Source organism: Paludibaculum fermentans (assembly GCF_015277775.1).
In the GTDB taxonomy this organism is placed as follows: Bacteria; Acidobacteriota; Terriglobia; order Bryobacterales; family Bryobacteraceae; genus Paludibaculum; species Paludibaculum fermentans.
Genome location: NZ_CP063849.1, coordinates 4,463,974 through 4,481,294, shown reverse-complemented (window position 1 = coordinate 4,481,294; position 17,321 = coordinate 4,463,974). Strand labels below are relative to the sequence as shown.

Below are 17,321 nucleotides of genomic sequence, written 5' to 3'. Positions count from 1 at the left end.
CTAAAGCGAAGGTCAGAGCCTCGTGAAACGCAGGCAATTCCTGGCGGGTCTCGCGGCCGGCGGCCTCTTGACCGAACGGGCTCACGCCTTCGCGCCGTACCCCCTGAAATTCCGGCTGGCGGCGCCGTATGCGCCCGCGCTTTCGTTTGTGGAGGCCGGGTCCGACGAGTTCACGGGAGAGAAGGCGGCGCTGGACCAGGAGCACCAACTGTCACGCGCCGTGCGTGAGGGAACACTCCCCTTCTCGAAGAACTGCCGCGGAGGATCGCCCGCCCCTCGTGCGTACGAGACGCTGGCCGAGGGCGTTTCCCGGGGAGCATTTGGGGCTGAGGAAGGCGTCGCCGAGGGCTGGACCCGCTGGCGGGCCTCGTTAGGGGAAGTTCGATCGGCGCGATTCTACGCGCTGCCTGACAACATCGCCCGTTTCGATATTCGTGCCCTGCGCGACGGCCGCCTGGAGCACCGTACCGGCGCGTGGCGCGTCGAGTGGGATGGGGCGGAAATCTCGCGGCTCGAGCCGTTGGAAGAGACGCTGGTGCGCGGCGAAAAGCCCTGGTTTCACGATGTGACGGGGCATGCGTTTGAAGACGATCCAGCGTTTCGCGAGCAACTGGCGCGCGGAGTGCCCTATTGGCGGGCGCGGCTGGATCCGGCCTGCGGGCTGGATGTATACGGTGAGAACGGCGTCGCTGTGGCCGACATCGACGGCGATGGGCTCGACGAGATCTATATCTGCCAGCCGGGCGGACTGCCCAACCGCCTGTACAAATGGGACGGCGGCAGACTGAAGGATATTTCGGCCGCGGCCGGGCTTGACCTGCTGGACGACACCGCCTGTGCGCTCTTCGTGGACCTGCGGAACAGCGGCCGCCAGGATCTCGTGCTAGTCCGGTCGAACCAGCCGCTGCTCTTCCTGAACGACGGGCACGGCAAGTTCCAACTCGCGCCGGACGTGTTTCGATTCGCTACGAAACCCCAGGGCTCGTTCACGAGCGTAGCGGCGGCCGACTTCGACCGTGACGGGCGGCTCGACCTCTACTTCTGCTGCTATGTCTACTACCAGAGCGAGGCGCAATACCGCTATCCGGTGCCCTATCACGATGCGCAGAATGGTCCGCCCAACTTCCTGTTCCGGAATCGCCTGAACGAGAAACCCGGCTATTTCGAAGACGTGACGGCCGCCACCGGCATGAACCACAACAACAACCGGTTCAGCTTCGCGGCCACGTGGTGCGACTACAACGGTGATGGCTGGCCGGACCTGTATGTGACGAACGATTTCGGGCGGAAGAACCTCTACCGCAATGTGGAAGGGCAGTTCCGCGATGTGGCCGAAGAGGCGGGCGTCGTCGATCTTGGTCCGGGCATGAGCGCGGCGTGGCTGGACTACGATGGCGACGGCCGGCCCGATCTGCTGGTGTCGAACATGTGGAGCGCCTGCGGGCAACGTGTTGTCAACGATGCGGCCTTCGGGCCGGTGCGCAAGGATCCGGCGCTGCTGTCCTCCTACCGGCACCACGTGAAAGGCAACTCGCTGTACCGCAACCTGGGAGACGGGCGGTTTGAGTATACGGGCGATGCGCAGGGGATTGAGATGTGCCCGTGGTCGTGGTCGTGCGACGGGGCGGACGTCGACAACGATGGCTCGCCCGAGTTGTATGTCGCGTGCGGGATGGTGAACAACGGCGGATCCACTGACCTGATGAGCTACTTCTACCGGCAGGTGGTGGCGAAGTCGCCGGTGCGCCAGACGGCCGCTCCGGCGTATGAGAACGGCTGGAACGCGATCAATCAACTGATCCGGCAGGATTACTCGTGGGCGGCTCCGGAGCCGAACATGTTCTTCGCACGGCGGGCCGGACGCTATTACAACTTCTCCGGTGTCAGCGGCCTGGATCTGGCCGAAGACAGCCGGGCCTTCGCCTTCACCGACATCGACGGCGACGGCAATCTCGACATCGTCCTGAAGAGCCGGTGCGGGCCGCAGGTGCGGGTGTTGCAGAACGACTGCGGCGTGGACCGGAACAAGCTGGTGCTTGCCTTGCGCGGGACGAAGTCGAATCGTGATGCCATCGGTGCGCGCGTCGAAGTGGACGGGCAGGTGAAGTGGATCGCGGCCGGATCGGGCTACTTGTCACAGCATACGAAACGGCTCCATTTCGGGCTGTCGAACAAGTCAAAGGCTGAGAAGGTGACCGTCCTCTGGCCGACAGGCGAGAGGCAGGACCTGGGTCCGCTGGCGGCGGGATTCCTGTATGAAGTGGTGGAGGGGCAGGCGCAGGTTGCCGCCAAACCGCTGGCCAAGCCATCGGCGTGGCCAAAGGGACCCGCGGTGGTGGCCGACAACGTGTCGCGGCTGCATTCCACCTGGTTCTGGGAGCCGGTACCCCTGCCCGAGAAGCGGCGCGGTCCGGGCCTGCTGGTTGTGCATGCCGGAGAGACGTTGCCTTCCATCGATGGCCCGGTGGACCGCCTGGATTTGCGGCAGGCACCGGTGGAACTGGCGGCTGCCTATTCGATTCTGCGGCGCTATCTGTTCGACCACCGGGTGGAACTGGAAACACCGCTGTGGTTGCTGGTCGATGGGGAAAGCAAGGTCCGGAAGATCTATGCGGAGGCCCCAGACGGCGGCGAGCTAAAGGCCGACCTGCAGTCGCTGGGCGGACCGCTGCCGGAACCGCGCGGACTGCCGTTCCCCGGGATCTACACCGGCCGGCCGAGACGCGACTACTACAAGTTTGGTGGAGCGCTGCTGCAAGCCGGCTACCCCGAGCAGGCGCTGCCCTATCTCGAGGAGATGCTGCGGCGCACGCCCGACAACCCCAAAGCGCTGCTGGCGGTGGGCCGGATCCATCTGGAAGGGAAGCGTTTCGACCTCGCCCGCGGAGTGTTGCAGCGCGCCGTCGAACTGGACCCCCGCCTGCCCGAAGGATGGAACGAATTAGGCGGGGTGGAGGCGCAGGCGGGGCGGTGGCCCGAGGCCTTGAAGTACTACGAGAAGGCTCTGGCGCTGGCCCCGGAGCTGCCGTATGTCCTGCTGAATGCGGCGCACGCCCAAGAGGAGGCCGGTCATGGAATCGAAGCTGAGCGGCTCTTCCGGCGCCTGCTGGAACTGGAGCCGAACAATGTCGATGCAGCGAACGGCCTGGGGCTCTTCCTGGCGAAACAGGGCAAAACCGACGAGGCGCGCAAACTGTTTGAGAAGGCGATCTCGATCAGGCGCGACGACTCCTCGGCCATCAACAACCTGGGTGTGCTCTACATGAACATCGGGCAACCGAACGACGCGATCGCGGCGTTCCGCTATGGCATCCAGGTGGCTCCGGACAACGAGACGCTGTATCTGAATCTGGCGCGAGTCCATGTGCAGTTGGGGCAACGCGAAAGCGCGCGCGGCGTCATGCGCGAACTGTTGGCGAAGCAGCCCGGCAATGCCATGGCGCAGAGGGCGCTGAAGTCCCTGGAGGGGCAATGAGACCAGCGGCACCGGCGATGTTCACGTTGCTTGCAGGTGTGGCACTGGCTGTCTGGCTGGGCGTGCCGGCGCACAGCGCGGAGAGCCCCATCCGCTTCTCCCTGCAAACGGCGGGCTTCCCGCTGGAGAGTTGCGAGACGCCGGAGCGCCATGCGCCCGAGACCATGGCCGGCGGGGTGGCCCTGTTCGACTACGATCGCGATGGCGACCTGGACTTGTTCCTCACCAATGGCGCCGACATCAAGACACTGAAGAAGTCGTCGTCGAAGTACTCCAATCGTCTGTTGGCGAACGACGGCAAGGGGCATTTCACCGATGTCACCGAGAAGGCGAAGTTGGCCGGAACGGGCTTCGACAACGGCGTGGCGGTGGGCGATTTCGACAACGACGGCTGGCCCGATCTCTTTGTCGGCGGGGTCCACAGGAATACGCTGTACCGCAACAAAGGAGACGGCACGTTCCAGGACGTCACCGCGAAGGCCGGCCTGAATCAGCCGGACAAGGAGTTTGGCCTGCTGTGGTCAGTGGGAGGGGCGTGGGTCGACGTCAACAATGACGGGCGGCTGGACCTGGTGGTGGTCAACTACCTGGTGTGGGACTTCGCCACCGAACCGGCGTGCACGGGCGAAGGCCGGCGCGAGTATTGCCATCCAAAGATGTACAAGCGCTCGCCGAACCAGCTTTATCTCAACAACGGTGATGGGACGTTTACGGACGCATCCGCTTCCTCCGGGCTGAGGGCACATCCCGGCAAGGGCATGGGCATTGCGATCGCCGACTACGACCTGGACGGCCTGATGGACATCTTCGTCGCCAACGACAAGGTGTACAACAGCCTGTTCCATAACAAGGGCAGCAGCCGGTTCGAAGAGGTCGCGTTCTCGGCGGGTGTGGCGCTGGTGGACAGCGGAGACTTCATCTCGGGCATGGGTGTCGACTTCAACGACCTGGACAACGACGGCTATCCCGACATCGTGCTGGTGGCGCTGGACGACGAGACTTTTCCGCTCTACCGCAACACGGGCAAGGGCGAGTTTACGGATGTGACGCGCACCAGCGGCATGGGGCCGTTGAGCCTGTCGATGGCGGGTTACTCGCCGACGATCGGCGACTTCGACAACGACGGCTGGAAAGACATCTTCGTGACGCGCGGGCACGTGCAGTCGCTGCAGGCGGCTCCGCGGATCACAGTGGAGCAGCACAATACGGTGTTCCGCAATCTCGGCAAGATGCGGTTTGCGGCGCTGACGGCAGAAGCCGGCCTGGCGGCAGGTTCCGCACGGCGGCACCGGGGCTCGGCCATCGGCGACCTGAACGGCGACGGCCGCCTGGATACGGTGGTGTCGGCGCTGGGCGCGGCGCCGGAAGTCTGGATGAACGAGAGTCCGGCGGCCGCGCACTGGCTGGAGATCCAACTGGAAGGGACGAAGAGCAACCGCGACGGCATTGGCGCGCGCATCCGGATGGTGACGGCCGCAGGCACGCAGTGGCAGCAGGCGTCGACCAGCGCGGGCTATGCCTCGTCGAGCGCGGGCCCGGTCCACTTCGGCCTCGGCGCGGATTCGGCTATTTCGCTCGTGGAGATCCGCTGGCCCTCGGGCCTGGTCCAGCAATGGAAGGATGTCCGTCCTGATCGTGTCTGGAAGGTGAAGGAAGGCGTGCAGTAGGCCTCCATTGTGCGTGCCGGGAGAAGGCAGTAAGCTGAGGACCAACAGGGAGGGAGCACTGATGATGAACCGTCGAACCCTGATTCAGACACTGATCGCGGCGGTGGCGCAGCGCCTGGCGGCGGCGCCCGCGGCTGCTCACGCCCGATCGAAGAGGCTGGTGCTGGTGACCATCGGCGGCATCCGGCGGCAGGAGAGCTTCTCGGAAAAAGGCATCGTCAATGTCCCGCGTCTCTTCAACGACCTGCTGCCTCAATCGCTCTTCTATCCGTACACAGTGAACGAAGGCGTGACATCGCACTTCAATTCCATCGCCAGCATCCTGACCGGAGTCTGGCAGCATGTGGACGACTGGGGTTCCGAGAAGCCGGCGCATCCGACGATGTTCCACTACCTGAAGGCAGGCCGGCCCGCCGATCCCAACGACTGCTGGGTGGTGACCAGCAACAAGCAACTCACGGCGAACATCAGCCCCGGCATCAACGTCATCCTTGCAAAGCAGCTTCTCATCGAGGCGGTGGAGCGCATCATCATGGGGCAGAGCTCCCGAAAGACCCTGGAGCGCGAGCAGTTACTGCAGGAGATGAAGGCTGTGCTCGAGACGGACTACGAGCGCATCGGCTGGGGCGTCCCCGCCACCTCGACCTTCCAGGATCCGGCAGTGAAGAAGACCTTCGTCGACGCGCTGGCGGGCTTTATTCACGGGCCGACGGCGCCTGTCAGCGGCGATGAGCTCACGCTCACCGTGGGTATGGAAGTGTTGAAGCGGCTGGCTCCGGCGATGCTGATGATGAACTTCTCCGATGTTGAAGTGGCGCATTCGGGCTCTTACTCGCTGCACCTGGGCGGGATCCGCCGGTCGGACATGCTGTGCCACAAGCTGTGGCAGTTCATCCAGGCCAGCCCCGAGCTGAAAGAGAATACGACGCTGCTCATCATGAACGAATTCGGGCGCGATCCGGACGGGTCGAGCACGAACGGCTTCTTCAATCACAGGACCGACACCGAGACCTGCCGCATGGCGTGGAGCATGGTGCTGGGCCCGGCGATCCGCAAGCCGCAGGTGGTGGAGCGCGTAGTGCGGCAGATCGACTTCGCGCCGTCGATGGGTTCGTGGATGGGCTTCGAGGCTGTGAAGGCGGCGGGTGCGCACCTGCCGGAAATCGTTGGTTGACGGCATGGCTGCTCCTGACTACAAAGAGCTGGTCTCCCGGCTGCCACGGACCTTTGGCCCGGCGCTGAACGACCAGTTGCATCAGTGGGAGATGCTGTTCCCGGCGGAGCAGCGGCAGTTGAAAGCGCAGATGGATTGGCTGGCCGCGCTGCCGCCGGCCGAGTTCAAGACGCTGTTCGCGGCGATCGTGCAGGTGGAAGACCGCATGGAGCTGCCGAAGTGGCAGCCGGGCTCCACCGGCTTGAGTATCCACGACGTGGGCGTGATGGCGCGCTCGCCGCTCTATCCGCAGTGGCGGCAACAGGTGGAAAAGGTCTTCGCGCACATCGATGACTCCGTGCAGGCTTCAGGTGTGATGAAGCCCGTGCCGAGGCTAGTGGTCTCGATCCTGCCCTCCGGCCTGCCCAAGCCGTCAGATCCGTTGTGGCCGGAGCTGGCGGAACTTGGCCGCTGGGTACAACTCGACCGGCCATTCCTCAAGCTGGAAGAGGCGCTGGTACCGGCCATCGTCAAAAGGAAGGCGCCTGCGGGGCTGGAAGCCGATGAGACCACCTGGGTGATCGAGTGCGGGAAGCGGCTCTCAGTAGAGGCGGGCGGCGTGACGAGCCTGTCGTGGGACGCGCTGGAGAAGGTGCGGCGGGAGTTTCTGAACCGCCTGAACGGCATCAGCCGCGACATCAAGTCGGCCGACCAGACGACGAACGAGCTGAAGCGGATGGACCTCCGCAAGCTGCTGGACCCGGCAACCGGCGAGAGCCCAAGGCTGCGCGAGTTCCTGCGCGGCATCCTGCTGAGCGGGAACGGCTCACTGGTATTCAATAATTCGTTTGTGCAGTGGGCCGCTTCCGAGGCCCTGCGGCGGGCCCAACCCCAGGTGCTATTCGCCGGCTTCGGGCTGCGGCAGAAGCTGAAGCCCTTCAGCAGCGTGGTGCTGTTTGAGGACCAAAACCGGTCGAACCCGACTCCGGATCAGGACGATCCCGCGGGGTCGTTGACGGATGCGGCGTTCCTCGCGCAGTACGTCTACCTGGCGGCGCAGCGAGTCTCCGCCTATCAGGGCCACACCGTGTCGATATTTGCCATGGAGGATCTGGACCGCCTGCTGATCGTGGATCCAAGGGGCAAGCTGAACGTTCCTGAAAGCCTGGCGGGCCAAGCGCTGACGGCGTGGATCACCGGTTGGCTCACCGGTCCGGCCTAGCTGTCTCCGCCGTGGAAGCGCTGGTAACGGCGAATCGCTGACTGCAGCGCTGCAGCCTCCCGGGCGTTCAATGGGCGATCGAGGCTGGTCTGCACCTCGGCTCCTCCCTTGCCGAGTTGATGTCTCCAGCGCCCGATCCTGAGGCCGTCCAGCATGATGAAATGGACGAACTGCGGCCGGTCGAGCGCGCCGAAGCCCAACACATCCCGGCTCTCGCTATACGACATGATGTACTCGTCGTAGCACTGAACGAGATCGATGCGTGGCGATTTCACGGCCGGGCGCGGATCCGCCGGCGCCAGCCAGTACTCCCGGCCATCGGCATGGAGGCGTTCCAAGCCATGTTGCACGGCCTGCAGGCCGCGGCGGGCCTCGGCAAGGGTCAGGCTCGACCAGGTCGCAAAATCGCGGATAGTAGCGGGGCCGCGGGTGGCGAAGTAGCGGCGGGCGAGTTCGGCCAGGGCTTCGTCGCGGATCAATGCCGGGGCGGCCGGCACCCGTTCCTCCATCAGTGCGTACGTATGCTGTTTGCCGCGCATGGCTCCGCTGCAGATCAGCTTGCCCAGTTCGGCATGCATGACCAGATACGCCAGCGGGACGCCTGTGGATGGCAGGCGGGCGGCGGCCAGTTTGGAGGCGAGTTCTGTGCGGGTAAGGTGATGGCCGCCTGCGAGCACTTTGGCGAGCACTGCGTTGCTCCGCCGCAACATCGCTTCCTCGATGCCGTGCTCGCGCTGGGTAAAGCCGTTCAGGATGCGGATGCGCGGGGCAGTGAGATCGAGCAGCCAGCCGATGTCGGACGGATGCACAAAGTGCCACGTGGGCCGCAGCACGTGCGTGCGGAGGATGGACCCTTCCACATAGGCGCGTTGAATGCCCTCGTGCGTGGCTCCGCTGGTGCGCTGTCCGATGGACCATTTGGCGTAGGCGAACTCCTGCGCCTGCACCGCGGCCAGGCGCCCCAGCAGGCCGGCCGGCTGCGTGTCCTGCTGGGTCCAAAGCGATTGGTTGTGGAGGCGCAGCAGCGCGATCTCATGGTGCGTCACTGACTGCCAGGATAACGAGCCGGGCAGCCGGATATGATGGGGATTCACTGCATGGAGGATCGCGGAATGGATCGACGCCGATTTACGCTGCTGCTGGGTTCGTCGCCGTTGCTGGCGCAGGCTCCGGCCGCCGCTCCGGAGCTGGAATGGCACGATGCCAAAAAGCTGAGGGTGGAGGGGTTGGGCTTTCAGGACGTGAAGGCGCCCTACGACCGTCTGCCCGGACGCGCTGAGGGTGTAGTGCGGCCCGTGGTCTGGGATCTCAGCCGCGACTCAGCCGGCGTCCTGGTCCGCTTCATCACGAACGCCACGGCGATTCATGCGCGCTGGACCCTGACCAACAAGACTCTCACGACGCCAAACAGCACCCCGGTGGCCTGCAGCGGCCTGGACCTGTACGCGAAGAACGACGCCGGACGCTGGCACTGGCTCGGCATCGGGCGTCCGACGAAGTTTCCGGAAAACACCGACGCGCTGGCCAGCGGCCTGCCGGCCGGTCCGCGCGAGTACATGGTGTACCTGCCGATGCACAACCCGGTCACCTCCGTCGAGATCGGCGTGCCCAAGGGGAGTTCGATGGAGACCGGACCCGCCCGGCCGGCGGGCCGCAAGCCGATCGTGTTCTACGGGACGTCGATCACGCACGGCTTCTCCGCATCGCGCGCCGGCATGACGCACGTCTCGATGTTGGGCCGCCTCTTCGATCGGGAAGTGATCAACCTGGGCTTCTCCGGCAACGGCAAGATGGAGCCCGAAGTCGCGAAGTTCGTGGCGGAGCTGGATCCGGCCGTGTTCGTGCTCGACTGCCTGCCGAACCTCACGGCCAAAGAGGTCCACTCGAATGCCATCCCGTGCGTGAAGGTCCTGCGCGAGGCCCATCCCGACACGCCCATCCTGCTGGTGGAAGACCGCAACTACGCGGACAATTTCCTGAACGCCTCGCGGCGCGAGCGCAATGAATCGAACCACGCCGCCATGCGGGAAGAGTACGCCAAAATGCAGAAGGAGAAGATCCCGCACCTGCACTATCTCAAGGCGGACGACCTGCTGGGCAGCGACGGCGAAGCGACCATCGACGGCTCGCACCCGACCGACCTCGGCTTCACGCGCCAGGCGGCGGAGTTCCAGAAGGCGCTAAAGAAGATCCTGAAATAGGGCTACCTGGTGAGGTACTTGTCCGGGATCGGCGCCTCGGGCCGCTCGGAGTCCCAGAGGATCGTCATCACCTTCCAGTCCTTGCCGTCGAAGACCAACTGGAAGCTGTTGATGCCGCGCGCGAAGGGCTTTTCATCGGGTGCGCGCCGCGACTCGTAGGTGCTGAAGACATGCGCGATGGAGCCATAGCGCTCCACCTTGCGGCTGACTTCGGTTTCAAAGAAGCCGGCCTTCTCGAAGTTGGCGCCGGCCATTTGCACGTAATCATCGGGCGTCATCACGCGAGGCGTATTGCCCTCGGCGGTGTGCCGAACGGGAATCAGCCGCGCGCCCGCCGTGAACAGCGAGCGGAACTTCGCCCAGTCGCGCGTGCCGGCCGGTCCGGAGATGACGGCGTACACGGCCTGGACAGTGGCTTCGAGGGAGTCGCCCTCGGCGGCGGGCAGTGCAGGGGTGGCCAGCGCAAAAGCGGCCAGGAGACAGAGAGTACGTCGGCGAGACATATGGCTATGTTAGCCGGGATCGGCCTCCCGTCACTTCCAATCTGGCGAGATGTCGAGATGTTGATACTTACGGCAGAGTTCGCAGTCTTCGTTAGCGGGGGCCGCTTCCAGAACCAGCCGGATGGGACTCTGTGCGCCAGGAATCAGCGGCGTAATCGCGGAATGGTAGTGTACATTTGCATCCCGGTAGTGGCCGAAGATGGCATACGAACGGCCCTGGGCGCCTACCAGGGTGAACTGCCCATCCACACCCACCCGGACTCCGTCGATCACCGCCTTATCCTCCGGCCAGCCTTCCTCCACCAACCAAACCTTCACCGCTTCAAGGTCATCGTCCGGAGCCTGGATCTCCCCGTGCATGCGCCATTCCGGAGCCGCCGGCGGTAGACGGAATTCCAGATTGTCGAGATCCTGGCCGGGATCGAGATGAATGGTCACGGCTTGATCCTTTGGGGCGGCTCCTGAGTAAAAAGTCTCTCCGTAAGGCGAACGGTCGCCCATCCATCTCCGCTTCCGTGGCGGCAAACCGGGATTGATCAACAGCCGGTATTCGCCGGAGATGAGTCGTGGAATCCGAAACATACCGTCGGCTTGGGTGTATTCCTTGCTGATGTGCCTTGGGTCGAGCGTAGGAGGCACCCCGCGAATTTCCACGAGTTCGCCAGCCACCCCATGGCCGTCGGCGTCGAGCAGCCTTCCACGAATACTGCCCATCGGAATAGCGGAGAAGTTCACACGCTGGCACTGGCCGGGCAGCACGTCGAGCCTAAGAACCCGCTGCCGCTCAGGCAGCTCGCTCAGGCCGGCCTCGACCTGATAGGAGCCAGGTGCTGGCAAGGCCAGTGAATACTCCCCCCGAGCATCTGTCGATGCCCGCCAGGTCTGTTCTCCGGAGCGGATAGTGATGGTGGCCTGGGCCACCGGCTTTGAGGCTCGATAGAAGAGCTCCAAGTCCGATGGCTGCCTGGTAACAAACCCGAACACCGTGGGTGGTGCCGATCGGCTCAGGAGATTTCGATACATATCCAACTGGTGCGGATCCTTGATTTCCGCGGTCCCTGAACATGAGCCTGTTCTGAGGCCACCGGACTTCTGGTCCCTGAAGGCATCAATCAGATACTCGCGCTCCTCCTGGAACTTAAAATCGCAACTGCTCGTTCCGAAGGGGATTTCCACCTCGTGCGCCACATCCCCGTGAAATCGCTCCAATACTTGGATGTGCGCCGCCCTGGTTGAAAAGGCGCCTTGAAAATCCAGCTCCAGAGCCGCTCCCGACTTCGCCTCGAGCGCCCGAAAGGCCTCCGCCGGCAGCAGTTTCCTCAGGGCATCGAGCATCTCCTCATTGGTGAGGGGTTTGCGTGCGCGAAGCTTTGCGCCAGCCGCTGGTGACAGCATGCTGAGCACACGGGTCGTTATCTCCTGATCCGTTCGAGGCTCAATGCGTGTCACCCGGCCGGTGAAGAGAATATCGCTGTCAACGAAGCCTTCGCAGGCCCTGCGTGGAGTACCCACGCAGAAGCAGCCCCAAGCCATTCCGTTCGCCAGGAGGACAGACGGGAGGAGCATCGCGAACCGCGCAAAGCGGGCAATCATGGGTCGCATCATCTACTTCGACTCACTTCGCCCCGATTATGTCAGATCTACCCGGAAAACTCCGCGCCAAAGTCCGGCCATTCAGCTCAGCATTTCCGGAATCACCACCCCATGTACGTCCGTCAGCCGCCGGTCGATCCCGTTGTGCCGGAACGTCAACTTCGTATGATCGATCCCCATCGCATGCAGCAACGTCGCATGCACGTCATAGCAGTACACCGGCTTGTCCACGGCTTTATACGACCACTCATCCGTCGCCCCGTAGGTCGTACCGCCCTTGAATCCGCCGCCGGCGAACCACGACGTAAAGCCGAACGGGTTGTGATCGCGACCCTTGCTGCCCTGGCTACAAGGCATCCGTCCGAACTCCGTGGTCCAGTAGACGATGGTGTCTTCCAGCAGTCCGCGCGCCTTCAGATCCTTCAACAGGCCGGCCACCGGTTTATCCAAGGCCCGGCCCAATTCGCCGTGATCCTTGGCCAGATTCTCGTGACTGTCCCAATTGCGGCGCGGGAAGCCATTGTCCGCTCCGCTCCACACCTGCACGAATCGGACGCCGCGCTCAACCAGTCGCCGCGCCACCAGGCAGCGCTGTCCCATATCCGCCGTAATCGCCTCGTCCAGCCCGTACGCATCGCGAGTCGCCTTCGACTCGCCCGAAATGTCGAGCACGGTCGGCGCGCTCAACTGCAGCCGCGCGGCCATCTCATACGACGCAATCCGCGCATCCAGACGCAAGTCACCGGCCCGCTCTGCCGCATGCATCTTATTGACCTGGTCCAGCAGGGCCAACCCTTGCCGTTCGCTCTCGTCCGTAATAAACCCGGCCTCCTTCGGCGGACGTAAATCGTGAATCGGCGTAGGCGTGCCCACGCGGATCGTCGTCGCCTGATTGGACGCGGGCAGGAATCCGGACGACCAGTTGGCCGCCCCGTTCGGCGGCATCCCACGCGGGTCCGGCAGCACCACGAAGTCCGGCAGGTTCTCGGCCTCGCTGCCCAGCGCATACGAGACCCACGCTCCGGCGCTGGGAAAACCCGGTAGGATGAACCCCGTATTCTGCATGAATGTGGCGGGCCCGTGCACGTTCGACTTCGCCATCATCGACGCCACAAACGCGATGTCGTCGACACAACCCGCCGTGTGGGGGAGCAGGTCGCTCACCCACTTGCCGCATTGCCCGTACTGCTTCCAGCCCCACGGACTCGGCATCACCACGCCCGGATTGCTCTGGAACAGCTCCACCTTCTCGCCCGGATCCCAGGCCTGCCCGCCCTTCTGGATCAGCAGCGGCTTGTAATCGAAGGTGTCGCACTGGCTCGCCGCGCCCGACATGAAGAGCTGGATCACGCGCTTGGCCCGCGCCTTGTGGTGCAGCCCGCCGTTCAGCTCAGGCCGGCCCTTGCCGCTGGCGGCCGCGTTGCGCGCCAGCATATGCGCCAGGGCAACCCCGCCCAGCCCGCCGCCATGGTTCCACAGAAAAGTTCGACGGTTCATTCCGGCGCTCCTCAATCGATGAACAGAAACTCGTTGGTGTTGAACAGCACGCGGCAGAAGTTGGCGAGCCCCTGCTGCTGGGCGTACTTCGCGTAGAGCTCCAGCTCGCGCTCCGTCGCTTCCCGGCCCAGCGCCAGCCGGATCGCCTCCCGCACCTGCGCCGCCGCATCGGACTCCCGCCCGCGCAGCAGCTCCGCGAAGTGCTCCGACATGCGCAGGACAAAGATGTTGTTCCACGCCGCCAGCGCCTGGATCGCGGTAATCGTGGTCGACCGCTTCGGCGTCAGCACCGATGGATCCGGGCAGTCCAGCCGCTCCAGGAACGGATCCGGCACGCTACGCACAATCAGGCGGTAGATGCTGCGGCGGTAGGCTCCGGGACTGTCCGGATCGAACCGGGCATAGTCGTACACCGGCGAGTGATCGTCCTTGAAGAAGAACATCTGCACCGGCGGCCCGCCGGCGGTGAGATCGATCTTGCCCGACACGGCCAGCACCGAATCGCGAAACGCCTCGGCGTCGAGCCGCGTGCGGTTCATCCGCCACAACAGCCGGTTGTCGGCATCGACCTTCGCGCCGTCCTCGCGTTGCGCGGACGCCTGCTGATACGCCGCGCTGGTCACGATCAGCCGGTGTAACTGCTTCAGCGAGCCGTGCGCCTCGTCGCGGAACCAGACGGCCAGCCAGTCGAGCATCTCGGGATGCGACGGTTTGGCGCCCATGCGTCCGAAGTCGCTGGCCGTCTCCACAATGCCCGTGCCGAAGTGATACTGCCAGACGCGATTCACAATCGATCGCCAGGTCAGCATGTTGTCCTTGGCGGTAATCCACTGCGCCAGTGCCGCGCGGCGCCTGCCTTCGTCGTTGGGATCCGCCAGCTCGAACCTCGCCTGGAGTCCGGACACGCAACTCAGGCCCGCCGCAAACGCCGGATTCCCGGGAGCGCGCACATTGCCTCGCCCCAGCACGGTCACCGGACGCGGCTGCAGCGCCGGCCGGAACGTACCCGCCCGTTGAAAGTAGCTCGCCGGAGCGTACACCAGCCGCGGCTTCGGCAGCGCCTTCAACTGCTCGTCAATCGGCGCGAACTCGGCCTTGACCCGCTCGATCGCTGCATACGTTTCAGGCCCGACGATCGCGTCGACCAGTTGCTTGCGCTTCGCCCGGTCGGCCGTGCGGCGCGTCTCCAATTCCTGCTTCTGCGCGGCCTCGGCCGGCGTCTTGGGTTCGCCCATATGAGTGATCAGCAGGCTGGCGTCCTGGATCGAGCTGTCCAGCGCCTCAATCGCCGGACTCGTGGCGAACTCCACCTTGTCCAGCAGCGGATCCAGCCGCCGCTGAATCGCCTGCTTCTGCTGCAGCAGCGCCTGCCTCTTCTGGAACAGGGCCGGATCGTCGTCGAACGGGCGGTCGGCACGATCCACACCGGCAAACACCGCCTGCAGGTTGTAGTAGTCCTGCTGTGGGATGGGATCGAACTTGTGATCGTGGCAGCGCGCGCAATGCGCGGTCATAGAAGTGAAAGTGGAGACGGTGGTGGCCACCATATCGTCTCGATCGAGGACCCGCGTCAGGTCCTTGTCGACCGTCCCTTCCCGCAACTCCTGATGGCCGACGAAATCCCAGGGACCGGCAGCCAGGAAGCCCGTCGCCACCAGCGCCTGCGGATCCGTTGGGAACAGCGCATCCCCCGCGATCTGCTCCTGCACAAAGCGCGCGTAAGGCTTGTCTTCGTTGAAGGCGCGGATCACCCAGTCGCGATACGGCCAGGCGTTCAGCCGCGGCTTGTCCTTGTCGTAGCCATGCGATTCGCCATAGTGCATGACGTCGAACCAGTGCCGCGCCCAGCGCTCCCCATACCGCGGCGACGCCAGCAGCCGGTCCACCACCTGTGCGTAAGCATCCGGAGACTCGTCCTTCACGAACGCGCTGACCTCCGCCGGCGTCGGCGGCAGTCCAATCAGATCCTGGTACACTCGCCGGATCAGCGTGCGCCGCCCCGCCGGCTGCGACGGCGAAAGCGTGTTCGCCCGCAGCTTGTCGAGGATGAACGCATCAATCGGATTCTGGATCCAGGGGTCCTTCAAATTCGGCGGCTGCACGGCCTGCAGCGGCTTCAACGACCACCAGGCCTGCGTCGTGGCGGCGCCGGAGGAATCGTCCCTGGCCCCCTCCTCGATCCAACGCCGGATGGTGGCGACTTCGGCGGCGCTCAGCGGAGCCCCGGCCTTCGGCATCCGCGGCTTCTCGCCGCTGATCACCTGAACCAGCAGGCTGGCATCCGCCTGCGCCGGTTTTACCGCCGGACCCGACACCCCACCCCGCAGCAGCGACGGCACCGAGGCGGCGGAGAACTGCCCGCTGGCATTGCGCGCGTTGTGGCACATCTGGCAGCGCTCAGCCAGGATCGGCTGGACGCTGCGCTGGTAGCTCACCGGTTCGGCGGCATGGACGGAGAGTACCCAGAGGACAAGGAAAGCAGCCCGCATTGGTGAACAGCATATCAACCGGTGCCGTCAAGATGGGGCGCGCAAAGGAGGGGGCGATCGTTGATAGACTCTTTCCAATCGCCATGAGCAATACCAAGAAGAGTATCTTCGTCACCGCCGACGGCCAGAATCTGATGTTCACGTTTATCCTCATCAGTTCCCTGTTCCTGCTATGGGGTTTCTGCAACGGGATGATCGACGTGATGGACAAGCACTTCCAGGAGGAACTGGGTCTGTCCAAGTCGCAGTCGGCATGGGTCCAGTTCGCGCACTATCTTGGCTACTTCCTCATGTCCATTCCGGCCGGCTGGCTGGCCACGAAGCTCGGCTATAAGGGCGGCATCGTGATGGGACTCTTGATCGTCGCGCTGGGCGGCTTCTGGTTCATCCCCGCCACGCACATCAACTCGATGGTTCATGAAGGCCGTGTCTCCGCCAACCTGGCATTTGTGGCTTTTTTAACGGGTGTTTGCGTTATCGCTACCGGCCTCACCTTCCTTGAGACCATCGCTAATCCATACACAACCGTACTCGGCGATCAGCGCTTCGCCGCCACCCGCATCAACCTCGCCCAGTCCTGCAATGGCGTCGGCTGGATCTTTGGACCCATCGTCGGCAGCATGTTCTTTTACGGCAAGGACGCCGCCGGCCGCAGCACCGGCAGCGAGACCCTCTACATCCCGTACATGTACATCGCCATCTTCGTCATCGTCCTCGCCGTCATCTTCTACTTCTCCAACATCCCCGACATCAAGGGCGAAGACGACTACCATCTCGACGACTCCGCCGCCCCCGTCTCCCACTCCATCTGGTCGCATCCCCACTTCGTCATGGCCGTGATCGCCCAGTTTCTTTACGTCGCCGCCCAGGCCGGCATCTTCAGCTTCTTCATCAACTACATGACCTCCGAACTGCCCACCATCCCGGCCTCCTGGCCGGAGCATCTCGCGGGCGTGGGCTCCAGCGTGGGCTTCCTGCGCGATTGGCTCTCCGGTTGGTTTGAACCGAACAAGGCGGGTGTCCTCACCATGAGCAACAAGGGTGCGTCGAACCTCGCCTCCCTCGGCTCCATCTGCTTCCTGATCGGCCGCTTCAGCGGAGCCGGCATTCTCCGCAAGTATTCAGCGCATAAGGTGTTAGGCCTCTACGGAGCCATGAACGTCCTGGCCACCTTCCTGGTCTTCCTCAAGCTGGGCTGGATCTCGGTCATCTGCGTCTTCCTCAGCTACTTCTTCATGTCGATCATGTTTCCCACTATCTTCGCCCTGGGGATCTTCGGCCTCGGCGCCCGCGCCAAGAAGGCCTCTTCTTTCATCGTCATGGCCATCATGGGGGGAGCCCTGCTTCCCAAGCTGATGGGCTGGGTCGCCGACGAGTTCGACATGTCCCGCGGCTTCATCGTGCCGGCCGTCTGTTTCGCCTTCGTGGCCTTCTATGGATACAGCTGGCCCAAATTCAGCAAGTCGGACTCTCTCAACCGCGCAGTCCCGACAGCCGGTCATTGAGTCGGAAGCATCCGTC

General features: G+C 64.0%; 11 protein-coding genes. 6 read left to right on the top strand and 5 right to left on the bottom strand.

The features are described 5' to 3' along the window. Positions 1-22 precede the first annotated feature (22 nt). The 4 genes from IRI77_RS17585 (at position 23) to IRI77_RS17570 (ending at position 7,517) form a co-directional block, all read left to right on the top strand. Positions 23-3,475, top strand: a complete 3,453-nt coding sequence (locus IRI77_RS17585) for an FG-GAP-like repeat-containing protein (protein WP_194453338.1) — start codon at positions 23-25, stop codon at positions 3,473-3,475. Further along, positions 3,472-5,142 carry a CRTAC1 family protein gene (locus IRI77_RS17580; protein WP_228486789.1) on the top strand — a complete coding sequence of 557 codons (1,671 nt, stop codon included), beginning with the start codon at positions 3,472-3,474 and terminating at the stop codon, positions 5,140-5,142. The genes IRI77_RS17585 and IRI77_RS17580 overlap by 4 nt, the downstream gene beginning before the upstream one ends. 61 nt (positions 5,143-5,203) lie before the next feature. Next, complete coding sequence (locus IRI77_RS17575) at positions 5,204-6,316, top strand: hypothetical protein (protein ID WP_194453337.1); 1,113 nt, start codon at positions 5,204-5,206, stop codon at positions 6,314-6,316. Between the two features lie 4 nt (positions 6,317-6,320). Then, positions 6,321-7,517 carry a hypothetical protein gene (locus IRI77_RS17570; RefSeq protein WP_194453336.1) on the top strand — a complete coding sequence of 399 codons (1,197 nt, stop codon included), beginning with the start codon at positions 6,321-6,323 and terminating at the stop codon, positions 7,515-7,517. Here IRI77_RS17570 and IRI77_RS17565 read toward each other — a convergent pair. After that, positions 7,514-8,611 carry a winged helix DNA-binding domain-containing protein gene (locus tag IRI77_RS17565; protein ID WP_194453335.1) on the bottom strand — a complete coding sequence of 366 codons (1,098 nt, stop codon included), beginning with the start codon at positions 8,609-8,611 and terminating at the stop codon, positions 7,514-7,516. The two genes, IRI77_RS17570 and IRI77_RS17565, sit on opposite strands and share 4 nt — an antisense overlap. Before the next feature lie 18 nt (positions 8,612-8,629). Here IRI77_RS17565 and IRI77_RS17560 point away from each other — a divergent pair, with 18 nt between their 5' ends. Then, positions 8,630-9,718, top strand: a complete 1,089-nt coding sequence (locus IRI77_RS17560; RefSeq protein WP_194453334.1) for an SGNH/GDSL hydrolase family protein — start codon at positions 8,630-8,632, stop codon at positions 9,716-9,718. Positions 9,719-9,720: 2 nt separating this feature from the next. Here the strand turns inward: IRI77_RS17560 and IRI77_RS17555 are convergent, their stop codons facing one another. The 4 genes from IRI77_RS17555 to IRI77_RS17540 form a co-directional block, all read right to left on the bottom strand. Then, on the bottom strand, positions 9,721-10,221 hold the full coding sequence (locus IRI77_RS17555) for a hypothetical protein (RefSeq protein ID WP_194453333.1): 501 nt from the start codon (positions 10,219-10,221) through the stop codon (positions 9,721-9,723). A 30-nt stretch (positions 10,222-10,251) separates the two neighbouring features. Next, a complete protein-coding gene (locus tag IRI77_RS17550) occupies positions 10,252-11,826 on the bottom strand; it encodes a hypothetical protein (RefSeq protein ID WP_194453332.1) in 1,575 nt (524 codons plus the stop codon). A 69-nt stretch (positions 11,827-11,895) separates the two neighbouring features. Beyond that, a complete protein-coding gene (locus IRI77_RS17545) occupies positions 11,896-13,311 on the bottom strand; it encodes a DUF1501 domain-containing protein (protein WP_194453331.1) in 1,416 nt (471 codons plus the stop codon). Positions 13,312-13,322: 11 nt separating this feature from the next. Then, positions 13,323-15,800: a PSD1 and planctomycete cytochrome C domain-containing protein gene (locus IRI77_RS17540; RefSeq protein ID WP_194453330.1), complete on the bottom strand. Its 2,478-nt coding sequence runs from the start codon at positions 15,798-15,800 to the stop codon at positions 13,323-13,325. Between the two features lie 83 nt (positions 15,801-15,883). Between IRI77_RS17540 and IRI77_RS17535 the strand changes: the two genes are divergently transcribed. Further along, positions 15,884-17,305: a sugar MFS transporter gene (locus IRI77_RS17535; RefSeq protein WP_194453329.1), complete on the top strand. Its 1,422-nt coding sequence runs from the start codon at positions 15,884-15,886 to the stop codon at positions 17,303-17,305. The last annotated feature ends 16 nt before the right edge of the window (positions 17,306-17,321 follow it).

Coding starts and splice junctions, on each gene's coding strand:
- IRI77_RS17550 (WP_194453332.1), bottom strand. CDS start 11,826: ATGATGCGACCCATGATTGCCCGCTTTGCGCGGTTCGCGATGCTCCTC.
- IRI77_RS17545 (WP_194453331.1), bottom strand. CDS start 13,311: ATGAACCGTCGAACTTTTCTGTGGAACCATGGCGGCGGGCTGGGCGGG.
- IRI77_RS17555 (WP_194453333.1), bottom strand. CDS start 10,221: ATGTCTCGCCGACGTACTCTCTGTCTCCTGGCCGCTTTTGCGCTGGCC.
- IRI77_RS17535 (WP_194453329.1), top strand. CDS start 15,884: ATGAGCAATACCAAGAAGAGTATCTTCGTCACCGCCGACGGCCAGAAT.
- IRI77_RS17575 (WP_194453337.1), top strand. CDS start 5,204: ATGATGAACCGTCGAACCCTGATTCAGACACTGATCGCGGCGGTGGCG.
- IRI77_RS17540 (WP_194453330.1), bottom strand. CDS start 15,800: ATGCGGGCTGCTTTCCTTGTCCTCTGGGTACTCTCCGTCCATGCCGCC.
- IRI77_RS17560 (WP_194453334.1), top strand. CDS start 8,630: ATGGATCGACGCCGATTTACGCTGCTGCTGGGTTCGTCGCCGTTGCTG.
- IRI77_RS17580 (WP_228486789.1), top strand. CDS start 3,472: ATGAGACCAGCGGCACCGGCGATGTTCACGTTGCTTGCAGGTGTGGCA.
- IRI77_RS17570 (WP_194453336.1), top strand. CDS start 6,321: ATGGCTGCTCCTGACTACAAAGAGCTGGTCTCCCGGCTGCCACGGACC.